This window comes from Streptomyces sp. NPDC001858 (assembly GCF_053594615.1).
This window is the reverse complement of sequence record NZ_JBSFEV010000005.1, coordinates 1-15,344: the sequence shown is the minus strand read 5'-3', so window position 1 is coordinate 15,344 and position 15,344 is coordinate 1. Positions and strand designations below refer to the sequence as shown.

General features: G+C 71.3%; 15 protein-coding genes. 5 read left to right on the top strand and 10 right to left on the bottom strand.

The annotated features are described in order from the left end of the window. Positions 1 to 53: 53 nt before the first annotated feature. Positions 54 to 1,094 (bottom strand): NAD(P)-dependent alcohol dehydrogenase, encoded by a 1,041-nt coding sequence (locus tag ACWCPF_RS08730; protein ID WP_451044261.1) that lies wholly within the window; start codon positions 1,092 to 1,094, stop codon positions 54 to 56. Between the two features lie 173 nt (positions 1,095 to 1,267). On the opposite strand from ACWCPF_RS08730, the gene ACWCPF_RS08725 reads away from it, so the two are divergent. Further along, on the top strand, positions 1,268 to 2,167 hold the full coding sequence (locus ACWCPF_RS08725) for a helix-turn-helix domain-containing protein (protein ID WP_451044260.1): 900 nt from the start codon (positions 1,268 to 1,270) through the stop codon (positions 2,165 to 2,167). A gap of 79 nt (positions 2,168 to 2,246) precedes the next feature. Here the strand turns inward: ACWCPF_RS08725 and ACWCPF_RS08720 are convergent, their stop codons facing one another. The 4 genes from ACWCPF_RS08720 to ACWCPF_RS08705 form a co-directional block, all read right to left on the bottom strand. Then, complete coding sequence (locus ACWCPF_RS08720) at positions 2,247 to 2,933, bottom strand: ABC transporter ATP-binding protein (RefSeq protein ID WP_451044259.1); 687 nt, start codon at positions 2,931 to 2,933, stop codon at positions 2,247 to 2,249. Between the two features lie 39 nt (positions 2,934 to 2,972). Further along, positions 2,973 to 4,472 carry an ABC transporter permease gene (locus tag ACWCPF_RS08715; RefSeq protein ID WP_451044258.1) on the bottom strand — a complete coding sequence of 500 codons (1,500 nt, stop codon included), beginning with the start codon at positions 4,470 to 4,472 and terminating at the stop codon, positions 2,973 to 2,975. Positions 4,473 to 4,628: 156 nt separating this feature from the next. Next, positions 4,629 to 5,891, bottom strand: a complete 1,263-nt coding sequence (locus tag ACWCPF_RS08710; RefSeq protein WP_451044257.1) for a L,D-transpeptidase — start codon at positions 5,889 to 5,891, stop codon at positions 4,629 to 4,631. A 216-nt stretch (positions 5,892 to 6,107) separates the two neighbouring features. Next, positions 6,108 to 6,467 carry a hypothetical protein gene (locus ACWCPF_RS08705; protein WP_451044256.1) on the bottom strand — a complete coding sequence of 120 codons (360 nt, stop codon included), beginning with the start codon at positions 6,465 to 6,467 and terminating at the stop codon, positions 6,108 to 6,110. A 109-nt stretch (positions 6,468 to 6,576) separates the two neighbouring features. On the opposite strand from ACWCPF_RS08705, the gene ACWCPF_RS08700 reads away from it, so the two are divergent. Together ACWCPF_RS08700 and ACWCPF_RS08695 are read left to right on the top strand one after the other, a co-directional pair. Then, the gene (locus ACWCPF_RS08700; protein WP_451044255.1) at positions 6,577 to 7,008 is read left to right on the top strand and encodes an LPXTG cell wall anchor domain-containing protein; all 432 of its coding nucleotides are present in this window, start codon (positions 6,577 to 6,579) and stop codon (positions 7,006 to 7,008) included. 42 nt (positions 7,009 to 7,050) lie between these two features. Next, on the top strand, positions 7,051 to 7,839 hold the full coding sequence (locus ACWCPF_RS08695; protein ID WP_451044254.1) for a hypothetical protein: 789 nt from the start codon (positions 7,051 to 7,053) through the stop codon (positions 7,837 to 7,839). A 66-nt stretch (positions 7,840 to 7,905) separates the two neighbouring features. On the opposite strand, the gene hutH is transcribed toward ACWCPF_RS08695, so the two are convergent. The 3 genes from hutH to ACWCPF_RS08680 all read right to left on the bottom strand — a co-directional run bounded on the left by hutH (position 7,906) and on the right by ACWCPF_RS08680 (position 11,790). Then, positions 7,906 to 9,444, bottom strand: coding sequence for a histidine ammonia-lyase (gene hutH, locus ACWCPF_RS08690; protein WP_451044569.1), 1,539 nt, complete (start codon positions 9,442 to 9,444; stop codon positions 7,906 to 7,908). Between the two features lie 112 nt (positions 9,445 to 9,556). Next, positions 9,557 to 10,705 carry a diguanylate cyclase domain-containing protein gene (locus tag ACWCPF_RS08685; RefSeq protein ID WP_451044253.1) on the bottom strand — a complete coding sequence of 383 codons (1,149 nt, stop codon included), beginning with the start codon at positions 10,703 to 10,705 and terminating at the stop codon, positions 9,557 to 9,559. 272 nt (positions 10,706 to 10,977) lie between these two features. After that, positions 10,978 to 11,790 (bottom strand): enoyl-CoA hydratase/isomerase family protein, encoded by an 813-nt coding sequence (locus ACWCPF_RS08680; protein WP_451044252.1) that lies wholly within the window; start codon positions 11,788 to 11,790, stop codon positions 10,978 to 10,980. A 210-nt stretch (positions 11,791 to 12,000) separates the two neighbouring features. Here ACWCPF_RS08680 and ACWCPF_RS08675 point away from each other — a divergent pair, with 210 nt between their 5' ends. Then, entirely contained in the window at positions 12,001 to 12,660 is a 660-nt protein-coding gene (locus ACWCPF_RS08675) for a hypothetical protein (RefSeq protein WP_451044251.1), read from the top strand. Positions 12,661 to 12,804: 144 nt separating this feature from the next. Here the strand turns inward: ACWCPF_RS08675 and ACWCPF_RS08670 are convergent, their stop codons facing one another. Together ACWCPF_RS08670 and ACWCPF_RS08665 are read right to left on the bottom strand one after the other, a co-directional pair. Next, positions 12,805 to 13,956 (bottom strand): adenylate/guanylate cyclase domain-containing protein, encoded by a 1,152-nt coding sequence (locus tag ACWCPF_RS08670; protein ID WP_451044250.1) that lies wholly within the window; start codon positions 13,954 to 13,956, stop codon positions 12,805 to 12,807. A 181-nt stretch (positions 13,957 to 14,137) separates the two neighbouring features. Further along, positions 14,138 to 15,004 carry a biotin--[acetyl-CoA-carboxylase] ligase gene (locus tag ACWCPF_RS08665; RefSeq protein ID WP_451044249.1) on the bottom strand — a complete coding sequence of 289 codons (867 nt, stop codon included), beginning with the start codon at positions 15,002 to 15,004 and terminating at the stop codon, positions 14,138 to 14,140. Positions 15,005 to 15,114: 110 nt separating this feature from the next. Between ACWCPF_RS08665 and ACWCPF_RS08660 the strand changes: the two genes are divergently transcribed. Further along, on the top strand, positions 15,115 to 15,344 hold a 230-nt coding region (locus ACWCPF_RS08660; RefSeq protein ID WP_451044248.1), incomplete at its 3' end, for a carboxyl transferase domain-containing protein.

Below are 15,344 nucleotides of genomic sequence, written 5' to 3'. Positions count from 1 at the left end.
TCCCCGCGCCCCTTCAGGGCGCGACTCAGCCCACGTGCCGATCCCGTCGGTCGTCAGATCGTCGACGTGTCGATCACGAAGCGGTAGCGGACGTCGCTCGCGAGCACCCGCTCGTAGGCCTCGTTGATCTCGTCCGCGCCGATCAGCTCGATCTCCGCGCCGATGCGGTGCTCCGCGCAGAAGTCCAGCATCTCCTGGGTCTCCTGGATGCCGCCGATGCCGGAGCCGGCGAGGGTCTTGCGGCCGCCGATCACCGAGAACAGGTTGAGCGCGACGGGCTCCTCGGGCGCGCCGACGTTCACGAACGCGCCGTCCGTCTTCAGCAGGGACAGGTAGGCGTCCAGGTTCAGCGGGGCCGAGACGGTCGACAGGATGAGGTCGAAGGCGCCGCGCAGCTCCTCGAAGGTGTTCTCGTCACTGGTGGCGTAGTAGTGGGCGGCGCCCAGCTTGAGGCCGTCGTCCTTCTTGCGCAGGGACTGGGACAGCACGGTCACCTCGGCGCCGAGCGCGTGCGCGATCTTGACGCCCATGTGGCCGAGGCCGCCCATGCCGAGGATGGCGACCTTCTTGCCGGGGCCGGCGTTCCAGTGCCGGAGCGGGGAGTACGTGGTGATGCCGGCGCAGAGCAGGGGCGCGGCCTCGTCGAGCTTCAGGGTGTCGGGGATGCGGACGACGTAGTTCTCGTCGACGACGATCTTCTGCGCGTAGCCGCCGTAGGTGGGCTCGCCGTCCTTGCCGACGGCGTTGTACGTGCCGACGCTGCCGCCGGTGCAGTACTGCTCCAGTCCGGCCTTGCAGTTGTCGCACTCACGGCAGGAGTCGACGAGGCAGCCGACGCCCACGCGGTCGCCGACGGCGTACTTGGTCACGCCGGGGCCGACCTCGGAGACGATGCCCGCGATCTCGTGACCGGGGACCATCGGGAAGATCGCCTCGCCCCAGCCCTCGCGGGCCTGGTGGATGTCGGAGTGGCAGATGCCGGCGAACTCGATGTCGATCAGGACGTCGAACTCGCGCACCGCGCGGCGCTCGATCGTCGTGCGCTCCAGCGGAGCCTTGGCGGCGGGTGCGGCGTACGCGGCAACGGTGGTCATGCCGGGTTCTCCTAGCGGGGGGTTCGTCGTCCCGGCCTGCCTTCGGGCCGGGTACGGCGTCCAGCCTGCCGCACCGCTGCGGATTCACCCAGGTCACGGCTTTGCGTACGTCCGCTGTGCCTACCACTGGCGGGGTCAGGCTGCTGTGCGTACGACCGGGAATACTGGACGGCATGGACGAACGCCCCGAACCCGTCGGCGCCTCCCTGGACCGGCGTGCCGAGCTCAGCGAGTTTCTGCGCACCCGGCGGGCCCGCCTGAAGCCCGAGGACGTGGGCCTGCCCGACTTCGGACGGCACCGCAGGGTGCCGGGGCTGCGGCGCGAGGAGCTGGCGCAGCTCGCCGGGGTGTCGGTGGCGTACTACACGCGTCTGGAGCAGGGCAACGGGCGGAACGTGTCGGCGGAGGTGCTGGACTCGATCGCCCGCGCGCTGCGGCTGACGGACGCCGAGCACGCCCACCTCACCCACCTGGCGAAGCCGAAGCACAAGAAGAAGCAGACGGCCCGGCCGCAGCAGGTACGGGCGGCGCTGCGGCAGCTGCTGGACACGATGGACTCGGTGCCCGCGTACATCGTCGGACGGCGCTCGGAGATCCTGGCGTGGAACCGGATGGCGGCCGCGGTATTCGGCGACTGGGCGGAGCTGCCGCCGGCGGAGCGCACCTGGGCGCGGCTGGTCTTCCTGCGCCCCGACTACCGGGAGCTCTTCGTGGACTGGGAGCAGAAGGCGATCGACATCGTGTGCCATCTGCGCATGGACGCCGGCTGCTATCCGGACGATCCGCGGCTTTCGGCGCTGGTGGGCGAGCTGTCGGTGAAGAGCGAGGACTTCCGGCGGCTGTGGGCGACCCATGACGTCAAGGAGAAGAGCCATGGGGTGAAGCGGCTGCGGCATCCGCTGGTCGGCGAACTCTCCCTGAACTTCGAGGGGTTCAGGCTGGCGGACGACGGCGACCAGTCGCTGGTGACGTACCACGCGGAGCCCGGCTCGCCCTCGGCGGAGGCGCTGCGCCTGCTGGCCAGCTGGGGCACGGACGCCCGGAATTCGGGCCTGCAGACCCGTTCCGCCTGACCCGCTGCACGCGCAAACCCCCCGGAACACACAGAAGTGCGCCGGGGGGTGAGATACGTCGAACCCGAAGGCTGCCGCGTCAGGACGAAACCGCGTTCTCCTTCACCGTGATCTTGCCCTTGCGGATCGTCGCCACGCGAGGGGCCTTCTTCGCGATCGAGGAGTCATGGGTGACCATGATGAAGGTCAGCCCGTGCTCCTTCCACATGGTGTGCAGCACCTCCATGATCTCGTCGCGCATGCCCTCGTCGAGGTTGCCGGTGGGCTCGTCGGCAAGCAGCACCTTCGGCTGCTTCACCAGCGCGCGGGCGATGGCGACGCGCTGCTGCTGACCGCCGGACATCTCGGACGGCAGGTGTCCGAGGCGCTCTCCCAGGCCCACGGACCTCAGCGCCTCGGCGGCCCGTTCGCGGCGTTCCTTGACCTTCACGCCGAGCGGCACGAGGGCCGTCTCGACGTTCTCCTGCGCGTTGAGCGTCGGGATGAGGTTGAAGGACTGGAAGACGAAGCCGATGTTCTCGCTGCGCACCTTCGTCAGCCTGGCCTCGGAGAGCTTGGCCAGGTCGACGCCGTCCAGGACGATCTCGCCCTCGCTGGGCCGGTCGAGGCCGCCGATCATCTGCAGCAGCGTGGACTTGCCGCCGCCGGTGGGACCCTGGATGACGAGCCGGTCGCCGTCCGGGATGGTCAGGTCGACGCCGTCGAGGGCGTGGACCGTGTCCTTGCCCCGGGTGTAGCGCTTGGTGACGCCTCTGAGTTCGTACATGGGGACAACAACTCCTGGAGCTGGTAGGTGGGTTGGCTGCTACTCGACGCGGCGCAGCGCGTCCGCCGGGCGCAGCCTGGACGCCCGCCAGCCGCCGAACGCCCCCGCGATCAGGCCGCCGGCCACGGCGAGACCCACCGCGACGGCCACCGTCGTGACGCTCACCGGAGCCGTCAGTGCGACGTCGAGGGTCTTGGCCGCCGCCTGGCGGCCGGGACCGCCGCCGAAGCCGCCGCCGAAGCCGCCGCCCCCGCCGGGACCGCCCTGGCCGCCGCCACCGCCCCCGCCGCCGCCCAACTGGGCCTGCAGCGTGGGGCTGACGGCGGTCACGGCGTACGCGCCCGCCAGGCCCAGGCCGATGCCCAGGGCGCCGCCGAGCAGACCGTTGACCATGGCCTCGCCGACGACCTGCCGGGTGACCCGGCCGGACTTCCAGCCCAGCGCCTTCAGGGTGCCGAACTCACGGACGCGGCGGGAGACCGCCGAGGAGGTGAGCAGACCGGCGACCAGAAACGCGGCGAGCAGCACCGCGATGGACAGCCACTTGCCGACGTTGGAAGCGAGCGAGGAGGCCGTGGACAGGGAGCCGGAGACGGTGTCCGCGAGGTCGGCGGAGGTCGTCACCGTCGTACCCGAGACGTTCTTCTGGATGGTCGACTTGACGCTGTCGATCTTCTTGGAGTCGGTCGCCTGGACGTAGATCGTGGTGACCTTGTCCTTGGAGTCGCTGAGGGTCTGAGCCTGGGCCAGCGGGATGTAGACGTTGGCGGCGGCGTCGCCGCTGTCGGCGGTGGCGATGCCGATCACCGAGAACTTGGTGCTGCTGATGGTGAGGGTGGAGCCGACCTTGAGGGACTTCTCCTTGGCGTACGCCGAGTCGAGGAGGGCGACCTTGCCGTTGGTCTCCGAGGTCTTGAAGGTGCGGCCGCTGGTGAGCGTCGAGGAGGTCAGCGGGCCGAGCGCGGGCTGGGTGACGTCGGTGCCGTAGACGGAGTAGCTGTTGACGTCGAAGTTGGCGCCGCCGCCCTGCACTTCACCCTGCGGCTGGCCGCCGCCGTTGCCGCCGCCCGGCTGGCCGCCGCCTCCGCCGCCTCCGCCGGTGTCGCCGCCGTCCTGCTGGAACTGGCCGCGGGTGAACTGGCCGCTGACCTTGAGGACTTGCAGGCTCAGCCCGCCGACCGCGTCCGAGACGCCGCTCTGCTTGCCGACCTTGGTGACGGTCGCCGTCGACAGGGTCTGGAAGCCCTGCACCATGACGCGGTCGGTGCTCTGCTCGGCGTCGGAGTCCTGGTCCTGCGCGTCGAACTGGAAGCGCGGACGGTCCGAGGCGTTGGCGGTGGGCGTGGCGGCCTTGGTGACCGTCATGTCCGTACCCAGGCCGTACAGGGACTCCAGGACCTTGTCCTGGGCCTTCCCCATGCCGGAGGACACGGAGGTGACCACGATGACCAGCGCGATGCCCAGCGCGAGGCCGGAGGCGACGACGAGGGCCGCCTTTCTGCGGCGGCGCAGCTCGCGCCTCAGGTAGGTGAAGAACATGGCCGCAAGCTAGGTACGGCGGGTGATGACTGGATAAGGCCGAAATAAGAGAACGATGAGAAGACTGTGTTGAACCCCGGAAACACCGATGCCGCCCCTGAGGGCGGCATCGGAAAGCTGTGAAAAAGCCGGCAAAGCGGACCGGCCGAGCGACCGTCAGACGGCCGAACCCGCCTTCCACTGCGCCCAGTCCATGTTCCAGCCGTTGAGGCCGTTGTCCGGAGACACCGTCTTGTCGCCGGTGTTGGAGACGACCACGACATCGCCGACCATCGAGTTCGTGTAGAACCAGTAGCCCGCGGTGCCCTTGTCGTTGGCGCCCTTGGTGTCGGACAGGCCCACACAGCCGTGGCTGGTGTTCACCGAGCCGAAGACGGACTTCGCGCCCCAGTAGTTGCCGTGCACGAAGGTGCCGGAGTTGGTGAGGCGGATGGCGTGCGGCACGTCCTTGATGTCGTACTCGCCCTTGCCGTCGTCGTCGGTGAAGCCCACGGTCGCGCCGTTCATGCGCGTCTCCTTGAACATCTCCGACATCACCATCTTGCCCTCGTACGTCGTGTTGTCGGGCGAGCCGGCGGAGATCGGGATGGTCTTGATGGTGGCGCCGTTGTGCGTGACCTTCATCTGCTTGGTCTTCGCGTCGACGTAGGAGACCTGGTTGCGGCCGATCTTGAAGGTGACGGTCTTCTGCTGGACGCCGAAGACACCGGAGGCGCCCTCCACTCCGTCGAGCGCGAGCTTCAGCGTGACGGTGGAGTTCTCCTTCCAGTAGTCGTCCGGACGGCAGTCCATGCGCTGGGCGGAGAACCAGTGGCAGACGACCTCCTGGCCACTGGTGGAGGTGACCGTGACGCCCTTCTGGACGGCGGCCTTGTCGGTGATCGCCTTGTTGAAGTTGATCGACACGGGCATGCCCACGCCGACGGTCGAGCCGCCCTCGGGGGTGAAGTTGCCTATGAAGCTGTTGTCCGGGGAGACGGTGGTGAAGGAGGCGTTCTCGTGGGCCTCAAGACCGGCCGAGTCCTTCGCGCTGGCCGCCAGCTTGTAGGTAGTGGAGCGCTCCAGCTGGTCGTTCGGCTTCCAGCTGGTCTTGTCGGCGGACAGCGTGCCCTCGACGGCGGCGCCCTCGGAGGTGGTCATCGTCACCTCGGTGAGCGTGCCCTTGCTCACCGTGACGGCCGCCGAGTTGTTGATGGAGGCGTTGTCGGAGCCGTCCGCAGGTGTGATCTTGATCTGGGCCTCGGAGGACTTCTTGGCCGCCGCCTCGTCGGCCTTGGCCTGCGAGGAGCTGTCCCCTCCGTCCGAGGCGCTGCTGTCACCGCCGGAACACGCAGAGAGCACCAGAACACCGCCGAGCAGTGCGGACGCGGTCATGAGACCCCGACGCCGCCTACTGTCCGTCATCACACGCTTCTCCATCGTTGCCGTTAACAAAACCCCGAGATCCCCGCTAAGAATCTTCAACGCTACGACCGCTTCTTCCCGTTCCACATTTTCCGAAGGTGTGGGGCACGCCACGTTCGCGGCGTTCGTGGTGCAGACATCGGATGGTGCGGGTGTCGGTTCGTGCGTCTGCTGAGACGACGAAACCCCGGGCGGCGGTTGCCGTCCGGGGTCACGAATTCCCCAAGACGTTCAGCCGATGCCGCGCTCGTCGTCGCCGAACGCCTCTTCATCCTCGTCGACATCATCGTCGTCGAGGTCCCACTCGGGCGAATCCGGGTCGTAGTCGACGTGTTCGCTGGACCAGGAGGCCTGCTGGAGTTCCACCCCGGGCACCTCTCCGATCAGGTCGAACGGGTCGACGAGACAGGCGAGAGCCTCCGCAGTGTCTTCCGTCACAGCGCCCTCGGCATGCGCCCGTTCGTCGTCCGCGACGTCCGTATCCTCGGCGAGTCTGCGCAGCGCCGCCTTCGTCAGGGCGTCCTCGTCATGAACCTCGACGAGAATCTCCACTCGAACCCGTACAAAACGTGATGTCTCTTCAGTTCTCATGGCCGGAGCGTACGGCTCATGGCTCCCGCAACTTTCCCGCGACCCGCGCCTTTCATTAGCATCGGGCCACACGGCCAATTCGCCAGCGCCACAAGGGGATAGATATTCCGTGTCATCCGCTCGCCGTCCGTTGCTGACCGCCACCGCCGCGGGGACCCTGCTGGGTGCCCTGTGGTTCGTCCCGTCCGCCAACGCGTCCCAGGACACACCGGCCAGAACGGAGCCGACGACGCAGGTCACGACCCAGGCGCGCACCGCGTCGACCACCACGAACACCACGAACACCACGAACACCACGAACACCAGGACTCAGACGACGACGCACACGACGTCGACCGATACGACCACCGACGGGACGACCGACACGACGGCCGACACGACGGGCGAGCAGGCGGCCCGGACCATGGCCGACGACGGCACCCGGCTCGCCGACACCGGAAGCTTCGACACGACCCCCTACGTCGTCGGCGGAACCACGCTCCTCGCCCTCGGCGCCGGCTTCGTGGTTTATTCCATTCGCCGTGAACGTCTGGGTTTTTGAATTGATTTGACTCTCCTTTGACAGGCTCTTCATAGTTCGCTCATGAAGAGAACCTCGGGGGCGCGGCTGTGCGCCACTGCCGCAATAGGCGCACTGTCGCTCTCCCTCCTCACCGCCTGCTCGGACGAGGGATCGAACTCCGCCGACGCCAAGGACTCGAAGTCCTCCGCGTCGGCGTCCGCTTCCTCCTCGGCCCCGGCCGCGAAGGCGCTCACCACCGCCGAACTCGAGAAGCTGCTGCTCGCCCAGGGCGAGGCGAAGGGCTTCAAGGTCGACTCGGGGGACGACACCCTCCCGAAGTCCAAGACCGAGGTGAAGACCGACAAGCCGGCCTGCGACCCGCTCGCCTGGGCCACGGGCGCGCTCGCCCCGGGCGACACGACCGCGAACGCCAGCAACAGCCTCACCGAGGACAAGTCCTCGACGGCCACGGCCCCGCCGGCGGACCTCGAGGCCGCCTTGGACATGGACATCACGTTCGTGGGCCTGTCCTCCTACGAGGGCGATGGCGCCGCGAAGGCCATGAAGGCCGTCTCCGACGGCATCACCGCCTGCGCCGCGGGCTACGGTCTCTCGGCCGACAGCGAGGACACGAAGGTCACCAAGGTCGCCGCGGAGAAGGCCTCCGGGACGGGCGACGAGTCGCTGGCGTTCAACGAGGACGTCGACATGGACGGCGCGGGCACCGCCACCTTCCACACCGAGGTGGTGCGCAAGGGCAACACCCTCGCCACCTTCTACACGGTGAACTTCGCCGCGTTCGAGAAGGGCGGCGACATGGGCGACGTCCCGGCGGCCCTCATCACCGCGCAGGTCGCCAAGCTCAAGTAATCCGCACGACGGACCCACGGACACCGGGGCCCTGCCGTAGATCTCTACGGCAGGGCCCCGTCCATGTCACCGCAGCGGTCCGGTGACCGTCTCCGCCGCCGCCACCAGCCGCCCGGCGCGGACGAACGCGTCCGCCGCCGCGAGGTCGGGCGCGAGGAACCGGTCCGGGCCGGGGCCCTGGACGCCCGCCTCGCGCACCGCGTCGATGACCGCGCGGGTGGCCGGCGCCGGCGTCAGCCCCTCGCGCAGCTCCACGCCACGCGTGGCCGCGTACAGCTCGACGGCGATGACGCGCGTCAGATTGTCGATCGCGGTGCGCAGCTTGCGGGCCGCGGACCAGCCCATCGAGACGTGGTCCTCCTGCATGGCGGACGACGGGATCGAGTCGGCGGACGCCGGGACGGCCAGCCGCTTCAGCTCGCTGACCAGCGCGGCCTGCGTGTACTGGGCGATCATCAGCCCGGAGTCGACGCCGGCGTCGTCCGCGAGGAACGGCGGGAGGCCGTGGCTGCGGTTCTTGTCGAGCAGCCGGTCGGTGCGCCGCTCGGCGATGGAGGCGAGGTCGGCGACGGCGATCGCGAGGAAGTCCAGGACGTAGGCGACCGGGGCGCCGTGGAAGTTGCCGTTGGACTCGACGCGCCCGTCGGGCAGCACGACGGGGTTGTCCACCGCGGAGGCCAGCTCCCGTTCGGCGACGAGCCGGGCGTGGTCCATGGTGTCGCGGCCGGCGCCGGCGACCTGCGGGGCGCAGCGCACCGAGTAGGCGTCCTGGACGCGCGGCGCGTCGTCCTGGTGGTGGCCGGTGAGCTCCGAACCCGCCAGCACGGCCAGCATGTTGGCGGCCGAGGCGCCCTGACCCGGGTGCGGGCGGATGGCGTGCAGCTCGGGGGCGAGGACCTTGTCGGTGCCGAGCAGCGCCTCCAGGCTGAGCGCGGCCGTGACGTCGGCGGACTTGTAGAGCATCTCCAGGTCGGCGAGGGCCATGACCAGCATGCCGAGCATGCCGTCGGTGCCGTTGAGGAGCGCCAGGCCCTCCTTCTCGCGCAGTTCGACGGGGGCGATGCCGTGGGCGGCGAGCAGCTCGCCGGCGGGCCGTAGGACGCCGTCCGGGCCCTCGGCGTCCCCTTCGCCCATCAGTGTGAGGGCGCAGTGCGAGAGCGGGGCCAGGTCGCCGGAGCAGCCGAGGGAGCCGTACTCGTGGACGACGGGGGTGATGCCGGCGTTCAGGATGTCGGCCATGGTCTGCGCGACCTCGGGCCGCACGCCGGTGTGCCCGGAGCAGACGGTCTTCAGCCGCAGGAACATCAGCGCGCGGACGACCTCCCGCTCCACCCGCGGGCCCATGCCGGCGGCGTGCGAGCGGACGATGTTGCGCTGGAGCTGGGTGCGCAGTTCCTGGCTGATGTGCCGGGTGGCGAGCGCGCCGAAACCGGTGGAGACGCCGTAGACGGGCTCGGGCTTGGCCGCCAGGGCGTCCACGATCTCGCGGGCCGCGGCCAGGGCCGTGACCGCCTCTTGGGAGAGCTCGATCCGGGCGCCGTCGCGCGCCACGGCGAGCACGTCGGACGCGGTGACCCCGGTCGTCCCCACCACCACAGTGTGCATATCCATATTCAGGAGCGTACGCAGTGAAGATGAGGATGTCACGAGTGGGGCACGGGTTTGCCCCTTACCGAATTGGTCACGACCGCCATCACCGCCGTGGCTGCCGACGCGCTCACGACCGCCCCCGGAAGCGTCGCCGCTCGCCCGTCGCCCGCTCGCCGCGCGGCTCGTCGGCGAGGCGTACGACGGGGTCGTCGGGCCCCTGCCGCCCGGCGACCACCGGCCGGGCCGCCCGTACGGCCTTGGCCCGGTACTGGGCGGCGTCGGCCAGCCGGAACAGCCGGCGGGCCGAGCGCACCGGCCCGATGGGGTCCTCGGTGGAGGCGACCCCGCAGGCGACGCCCTCGCCGAGCTCCAGCTCACCGGCCCGGCGGCAGAGGTCGTCGGCGACCTTGACGACGTCGTCGGCGGGCGGCCCGACGGCCAGCAGACAGAACTCGTCCCCGCCGAGGCGGGCGGCCAGCGCGCCGGGCAGCATGGCCCCGCACAGCGACAGCACCGACCCGAACCGCTCCAGCAGCCGGTCCCCGACGGCGTGGCCGAGGGTGTCGTTGACCCGCTTCAGCCCATTGAGGTCGCACACGACCAGGCTGACGACGACCCCTTCCGCACGGTGCCGCTCCACCGCCTCCTCCAGCCGTACGTCGACGGCCCGGCGGTTGGCCAGGCCGGTGAGCGCGTCGGTGAAGGCGAGCCGGCGGGCCTCCTCCAGCCGCTCGGTCTGGGCGAGCCCGGCGGCGACGACCGCGGCGAGGACGGTGGCGAAGTCGGCGTCGGCCCGGTCGAACACGGGCGTGCCGGCCGAGCGCGCGACATACAGCTCGCCCCAGGCCCGCCCGTGCAGCACGATCGGCGCGACCACGCAGGAGCCGCGGCCCCGGCGGCGCAGGGCGGCGACCCGTTGATGGCAGTAGCCGGAACGCCCGGCGGCGGCCGACCCGGCGGCGGTCTCCACCCAGGCGTCGGGCTCGCCGCCGGACACCCAGCGCTCGTGCAGGAACTCGGTGATCTCCGGGAACTGGTGCACGGGGTAGGCCTCGGCCTCCGGGAACTCGTCCTCGTCGGCGGCCCGGTCCCCCACGTTCACCAGGACGCGCAGCCGACCGAGGTCGCGCTCCCACACCGAGAGCGCGGCGAAGCTCCCGGCCAGCGCACGGCAGGCGCCGAGCGCGGCCGCGCGCCACGACTCGCGGGGGGTGTGCGCGGCCGCCATCCCCTGCGCGAGCGCCACCACGGCCACCAGGCGTCTGTCCTCACCCATATCCCCAGGCTAGGGACATTCAGCCAGAAAGGGGACGCGAAGGACCACTTAGAGTGACGGGTGACACTCCGCACACGACCCGGCCCCGAAGCGCGCCCCCTCGCTCCCGACCAAGCGCTCCGCTGGGAGTGCCGCGATGTGCCGTCGTTCCGCTGCGGCGCCATCGTGGCTGATCGCGCCCGCGCGGCGGAGCCGCATATGTCAACGCCCCGCGCCCCTTCAGGGAGCTGCCTCACCGCAGCTGACTTCGCCTGGCCCGCTTGGCCCCCGGCTCACTCCCCCGGCCACTGCGGCTTGCGCTTCTCGTTGAACGCGGCCACTCCCTCCGCGCGGTCTCCGGAGAAGGCCACCGTCCGCCACGCGGCGTCCTCGACCTCGAGCCCGGCCCGCAGGTCGAGGCCCTGCCCCAGCCGCAGCGCCCGCTTGGCCGCCCGCAGCCCCACCGGCGAGTTGGCGCCGATCCGCTCGGCCAGCGCCAGCGCCTCCGCCCGGTCCCGCCCGTCCGCCACCAGGACGTCCACCAGCCCCAGTTCCCGTGCCTCGGCCGCCTCCACCCGGCGCGCGGTGAAGATCAGCTCGGCCGCCCGGGCCGCCCCGACCCGGCGCGGCAGCAGCTGCGTCCCGCCGCCGCCGGGGATCACGCCCACCGACACCTCGGGCAGCCCCACCACGGCGGTGCCGTCCGCCACGATCAGATCGCAGGCCAGCGCCAGTTCGAACCCGCCGCCCAGCGCGAAGCCGTGCACCGCGGCGACCGTGGGCACCGCCAGCTCCAGCACCCCGGTGTACGCCGCGCGCCCCAGCGGTCGCTGCCGCAGCAGGTCGGCGTCGCTGAAGGAGTTCCGCTCCTTGAGGTCGGCGCCGACGCAGAACGCCCGCTCATGCGTCGAGGTCAGCACGACCACCCGGACGTCCCGGTCCTCGCCCAGCGCCGCGCACGCCCCGGCGATCGACCGGGCCATGTCGGTGGAGACGGCGTTCATGGCCTTCGGCCGGTCCAGGGCCAGTTCCGCGACCTGCCCGCCGTCCCCGTGCCGCCGCACCAGCACGAACTCCCCGAACCGCTCTTCGCCGACTCCGCTCACGACACCCTCCGGTTAACGACGGTTAACAACTCCCGTCCGATCATCCCAGCCCGGGCCCGCGAGCGAAAGGGCGGACCGGTCCCCGGAAACGGCCCCGCCCACCCGTTCGAGTGACATCCCGCCCAACTCCCCCCGCACCGCTCACGGGAGCGCATAACGTGCGTCCGCCCCGGCGCATCGGGGGCGCGACCGCATCGGGGAGGGAACACGATGACGAGCACCCGGACCGGGCACGACGACACGGCGGCCCAGGACGTGGCGGGGCCGGCGGAGGCCGACCGGCCGTGGGCCCCGCGCGCCCGGGGCCGGCATCGCCGCCCCCGCCCGCGCAAGGTGCTGTTCGCCGCGGGCGGCCTCGCGCTGGCGGCCGGGGTGCTGAGCTTCGTCCGGCTGACCCCCGATCCGGGCAGCGCGAGCGGTCTCGGCACGGTCGAGGCCGAGCCGCAGCCCGACCCGGTCGCGAGCACGACGGACGACCTCGGCGCCGACGCGGACAGAGACACGGACGCGGACGCGGACGCGGACAGCGGCGTCGGCCGCTCGGCCGACACACCGGACCTCGTCACGGCCACTCCGACCGCGCCCAGCGCGATGGGCGGCGCGCGCACCGCCCCGACACCCGAGCCGGGCCGACTCCTCCCGGGCGCCCCCGGCTCCCCGACGTCCGTCGCCCTCACCCCGGGCGCCACCTACACCCCGGCGGCCCCCGCCCCCACGCCGACGACGGCCCCGCAGCCCGCACAGCAGACCCCGACCACCGCGGCCCCGGAGCCCGAGCCGGAAACCCCGGAAATCCCGGAAACCCCCCGCCACCCAGCCGTCTGCGTCCCGATCATCGGCCTCTGCGTAGACCCGCTGGTCACGCCCTGAAGGGGCGCGGGGCGCTGACATATGCGGCTCCGCCGCGATGGGGGTCCCCCCGCTCGAGCGCAGTCGAGAGTGGGGGAGCGACCAGCCACGACGGCGCCGCGGGGCAACGACGGCACAGCGCGGCACAGCCCAGCGCCAGAGCCCTCAGCCGTCCACGGTATGGCGGCGGGTAAGAAGCCAGGGTTCGACCACTCCCAGGCCGCGCACCGGCCGTTGCCACATCGGCTGCAGTGCGAAGCGGTACGTGGGCGGCTCCTCGCCCTCCTTCTCGGCGGCGGCCGCCTCCTCCGCGGCCTCCGCCTCCGAGGCCGGGGCGTCGCCGGTGCGGATCAGCTCCTCGGCGAAGGCGCTGTCGACGAGGACGGCGTCCCGGGGCGCTATCGACGTCAGCCGCGAGGCGAGGTTGACGGTCGTGCCGAAGACATCGCCCATCCGGGTGGTGACCGTGCCGAAGGCCATGCCGACGCGCAGCTCGGGCATCGTCTCGTCATTGCTCATCGTCTCGACCAGCAGCAGCGCGATGTCGGCGGCGGTGCCCGCGTCGTCGGCGGCGTACAGCACCTCGTCGCCGAGGGTCTTGATCAGCCGTCCGCCGCGGGCGGCGACCAGGTCGGCGGAGGTGGTCTCGAAGGCCTCGACCAGCTCGCCGAGTTCCTCCTCCTCCATCCGCCGGGTCAGCCGGGTGAAGCCGACGAGATCGGCGAAGCAGACGGCGAGCCGGCGGTCGACCATCTCCTCGTCGTCGGTGGCCTGCACCACCCGCCCGGCAGAGGCGGAGAGCTGGCGGCGCCAGACGTAGACGAGGAACTCCTCCAGCTCGGGCAGGAGCAGCTCGACGATCGGGTAGGTGACCTCGGTGCGGGTCATACCCGGCTCGGGCGGCTCGGTCAGGCCCTCCAGGAAGGAGTCCATCTGCCATTCGGCCAGCCGGGCGGTGGTCTGTCCGGTGGACCGCGCCACCTGCACGGCCATCGCCTCGCTCAGCAGGCCCGCCTCGACGAGACCGGCCAGCCGCCGCAGGGCGAGGACGTCGGCCTCGGTGAGCGCCTTGGCCTGTCCGATGTCGGCGAAGCCCATGGCCCGCCAGAACCGCGAGGCCAGCTCCATGGAGACGCCGGCGCTACGGGCGGCCTGAAAAGGGGTGTAGCGCCGCTCGGCGCCGAGGATGAGCTGTTCGAGGCGCAGCGCGAGAGGATGCGGGTCCTCTCCGGGGTCGCCCGGTTCGCCGGGTTCAGCGGCCGGCAGGTTTACCCGGCCGTCCGCGCCCGCGCCGGAGCCCGTGTCGTCGACGGTCACGCCTGCTGCCCTTCCGATCTTCCGCGGTCAGGTATCGACCGGCCTCAACTCTACGGCAGGTGTGCGCCAGCTCACTCCGTTCGATGCCGGCGGGAACATGTTGCCCGGCGTTCCTGTCAGACGGGGGCCGACCGGGGAAAATGCCGGAAAGACGCGGCCTCATGCGGGCCGTGTGCAGGCCTCAGGCGGGCCGCAGATGCACGATGTCACCCGCGCCCACCGGCTGCTGGACGCCTTCCGCCGTGGCGATCACGAGTCTGCCGTCGCCGTCCACCGCCACCGCCTCTCCCACCAGGGACCGGTTCCCCGGCAGCTCGGCCCGTACCGTTCGTCCCAGCGTGGCGCACCCGGCCGCGTACGTCTCCTGCAGACCGCTCGCCTCGGGGTCGCCGCCGGCGGTCCGCCAGCGCCCGTACCACTCCTCCAGCGCCCGCAGGACGCCGCGCAGCAGCGGGTCGCGGTCCGTGGTCACCGCGCCGGCCAGGGCGAGCGAGCCCGCCTGCGGCACCGGGAGTTCGTCCGTGCGCAGCGAGACGTTGACGCCGACGCCGACCACCACCGCGTCCTCCCCGGCGCGCTCGGCGAGGATGCCGCCGGCCTTGCGTTCCTCGCCCCCGACGGTCACCAGGAGGTCGTTGGGCCACTTGAGTGCCGTGTCGACGCCCGCCGCCCGGGACAGTCCCGTCGCCACGGCGACCCCGGTGAGCAGCGGCAGCCAGCCCCAGCGGGCGACCGGCACCTCGCTCGGGGTGAGCAGCACGGAGAAGAAGAGCCCGGAGCGCGGCGGCGCCGTCCACTGCCGGTCCAGCCGGCCCCGGCCCGCGGTCTGTTCCTCGGCGACGAGGACCGCGCCCTCGCCCGCCTTGCCGGCGCTCGCCGCCGCCACCAGGTCGGAGTTGGTGGAGCCGGTCCGCTGCACCACGTCCACCTGCGACCACAGCCCGCCCTCGCGCACCAGCGCCCGGCGCAGGGCCGGGGCGTTGAGGGGCGGACGGTCCAGATCGGACCACCGGCTGCCGCCTGCGTCTGCTGCATCTCGCGGTGTCATGCAACCCACCCTAGGTGTGTTCAATGCCGCACTGCCGATCGGTAGGGCCCCCACTACTCTACGGATGAGTAACCGTCCCCCCTTTTGAGCAGGCAGGGAGCCGAATCCCGATGTCCGAGCCGGAAGAGCGCCACGAGATCCCAGGGATCGACATCCACACGACCGCGGGCAAGCTCGCGGATCTCCAGCGCCGCATCGAGGAAGCGACGCACGCCGGTTCGGAACGCGCCGTCGAGAAACAGCATGCCAAGGGCAAGTTGACGGCCCGTGAGCGCATCGACCTCCTCCTCGACGAGGGCTCCTTCGTCGAGTTCGACGAGTTCGCCCGGCACCGCTCGAC

What these genes read in the sequence shown, in the direction of transcription:
- ACWCPF_RS08715 (WP_451044258.1), bottom strand. Translation starts at nt 4,472, where the DNA reads ATGTTCTTCACCTACCTGAGGCGCGAGCTGCGCCGCCGCAGAAAGGCG.
- ACWCPF_RS08725 (WP_451044260.1), top strand. Translation starts at nt 1,268, where the DNA reads ATGGACGAACGCCCCGAACCCGTCGGCGCCTCCCTGGACCGGCGTGCC.
- ACWCPF_RS08695 (WP_451044254.1), top strand. Translation starts at nt 7,051, where the DNA reads ATGAAGAGAACCTCGGGGGCGCGGCTGTGCGCCACTGCCGCAATAGGC.
- ACWCPF_RS08730 (WP_451044261.1), bottom strand. Translation starts at nt 1,094, where the DNA reads ATGACCACCGTTGCCGCGTACGCCGCACCCGCCGCCAAGGCTCCGCTG.
- ACWCPF_RS08720 (WP_451044259.1), bottom strand. Translation starts at nt 2,933, where the DNA reads ATGTACGAACTCAGAGGCGTCACCAAGCGCTACACCCGGGGCAAGGAC.
- ACWCPF_RS08710 (WP_451044257.1), bottom strand. Translation starts at nt 5,891, where the DNA reads ATGGAGAAGCGTGTGATGACGGACAGTAGGCGGCGTCGGGGTCTCATG.
- ACWCPF_RS08675 (WP_451044251.1), top strand. Translation starts at nt 12,001, where the DNA reads ATGACGAGCACCCGGACCGGGCACGACGACACGGCGGCCCAGGACGTG.
- ACWCPF_RS08685 (WP_451044253.1), bottom strand. Translation starts at nt 10,705, where the DNA reads ATGGGTGAGGACAGACGCCTGGTGGCCGTGGTGGCGCTCGCGCAGGGG.
- ACWCPF_RS08705 (WP_451044256.1), bottom strand. Translation starts at nt 6,467, where the DNA reads ATGAGAACTGAAGAGACATCACGTTTTGTACGGGTTCGAGTGGAGATT.
- hutH (WP_451044569.1), bottom strand. Translation starts at nt 9,444, where the DNA reads ATGCACACTGTGGTGGTGGGGACGACCGGGGTCACCGCGTCCGACGTG.
- ACWCPF_RS08665 (WP_451044249.1), bottom strand. Translation starts at nt 15,004, where the DNA reads ATGACACCGCGAGATGCAGCAGACGCAGGCGGCAGCCGGTGGTCCGAT.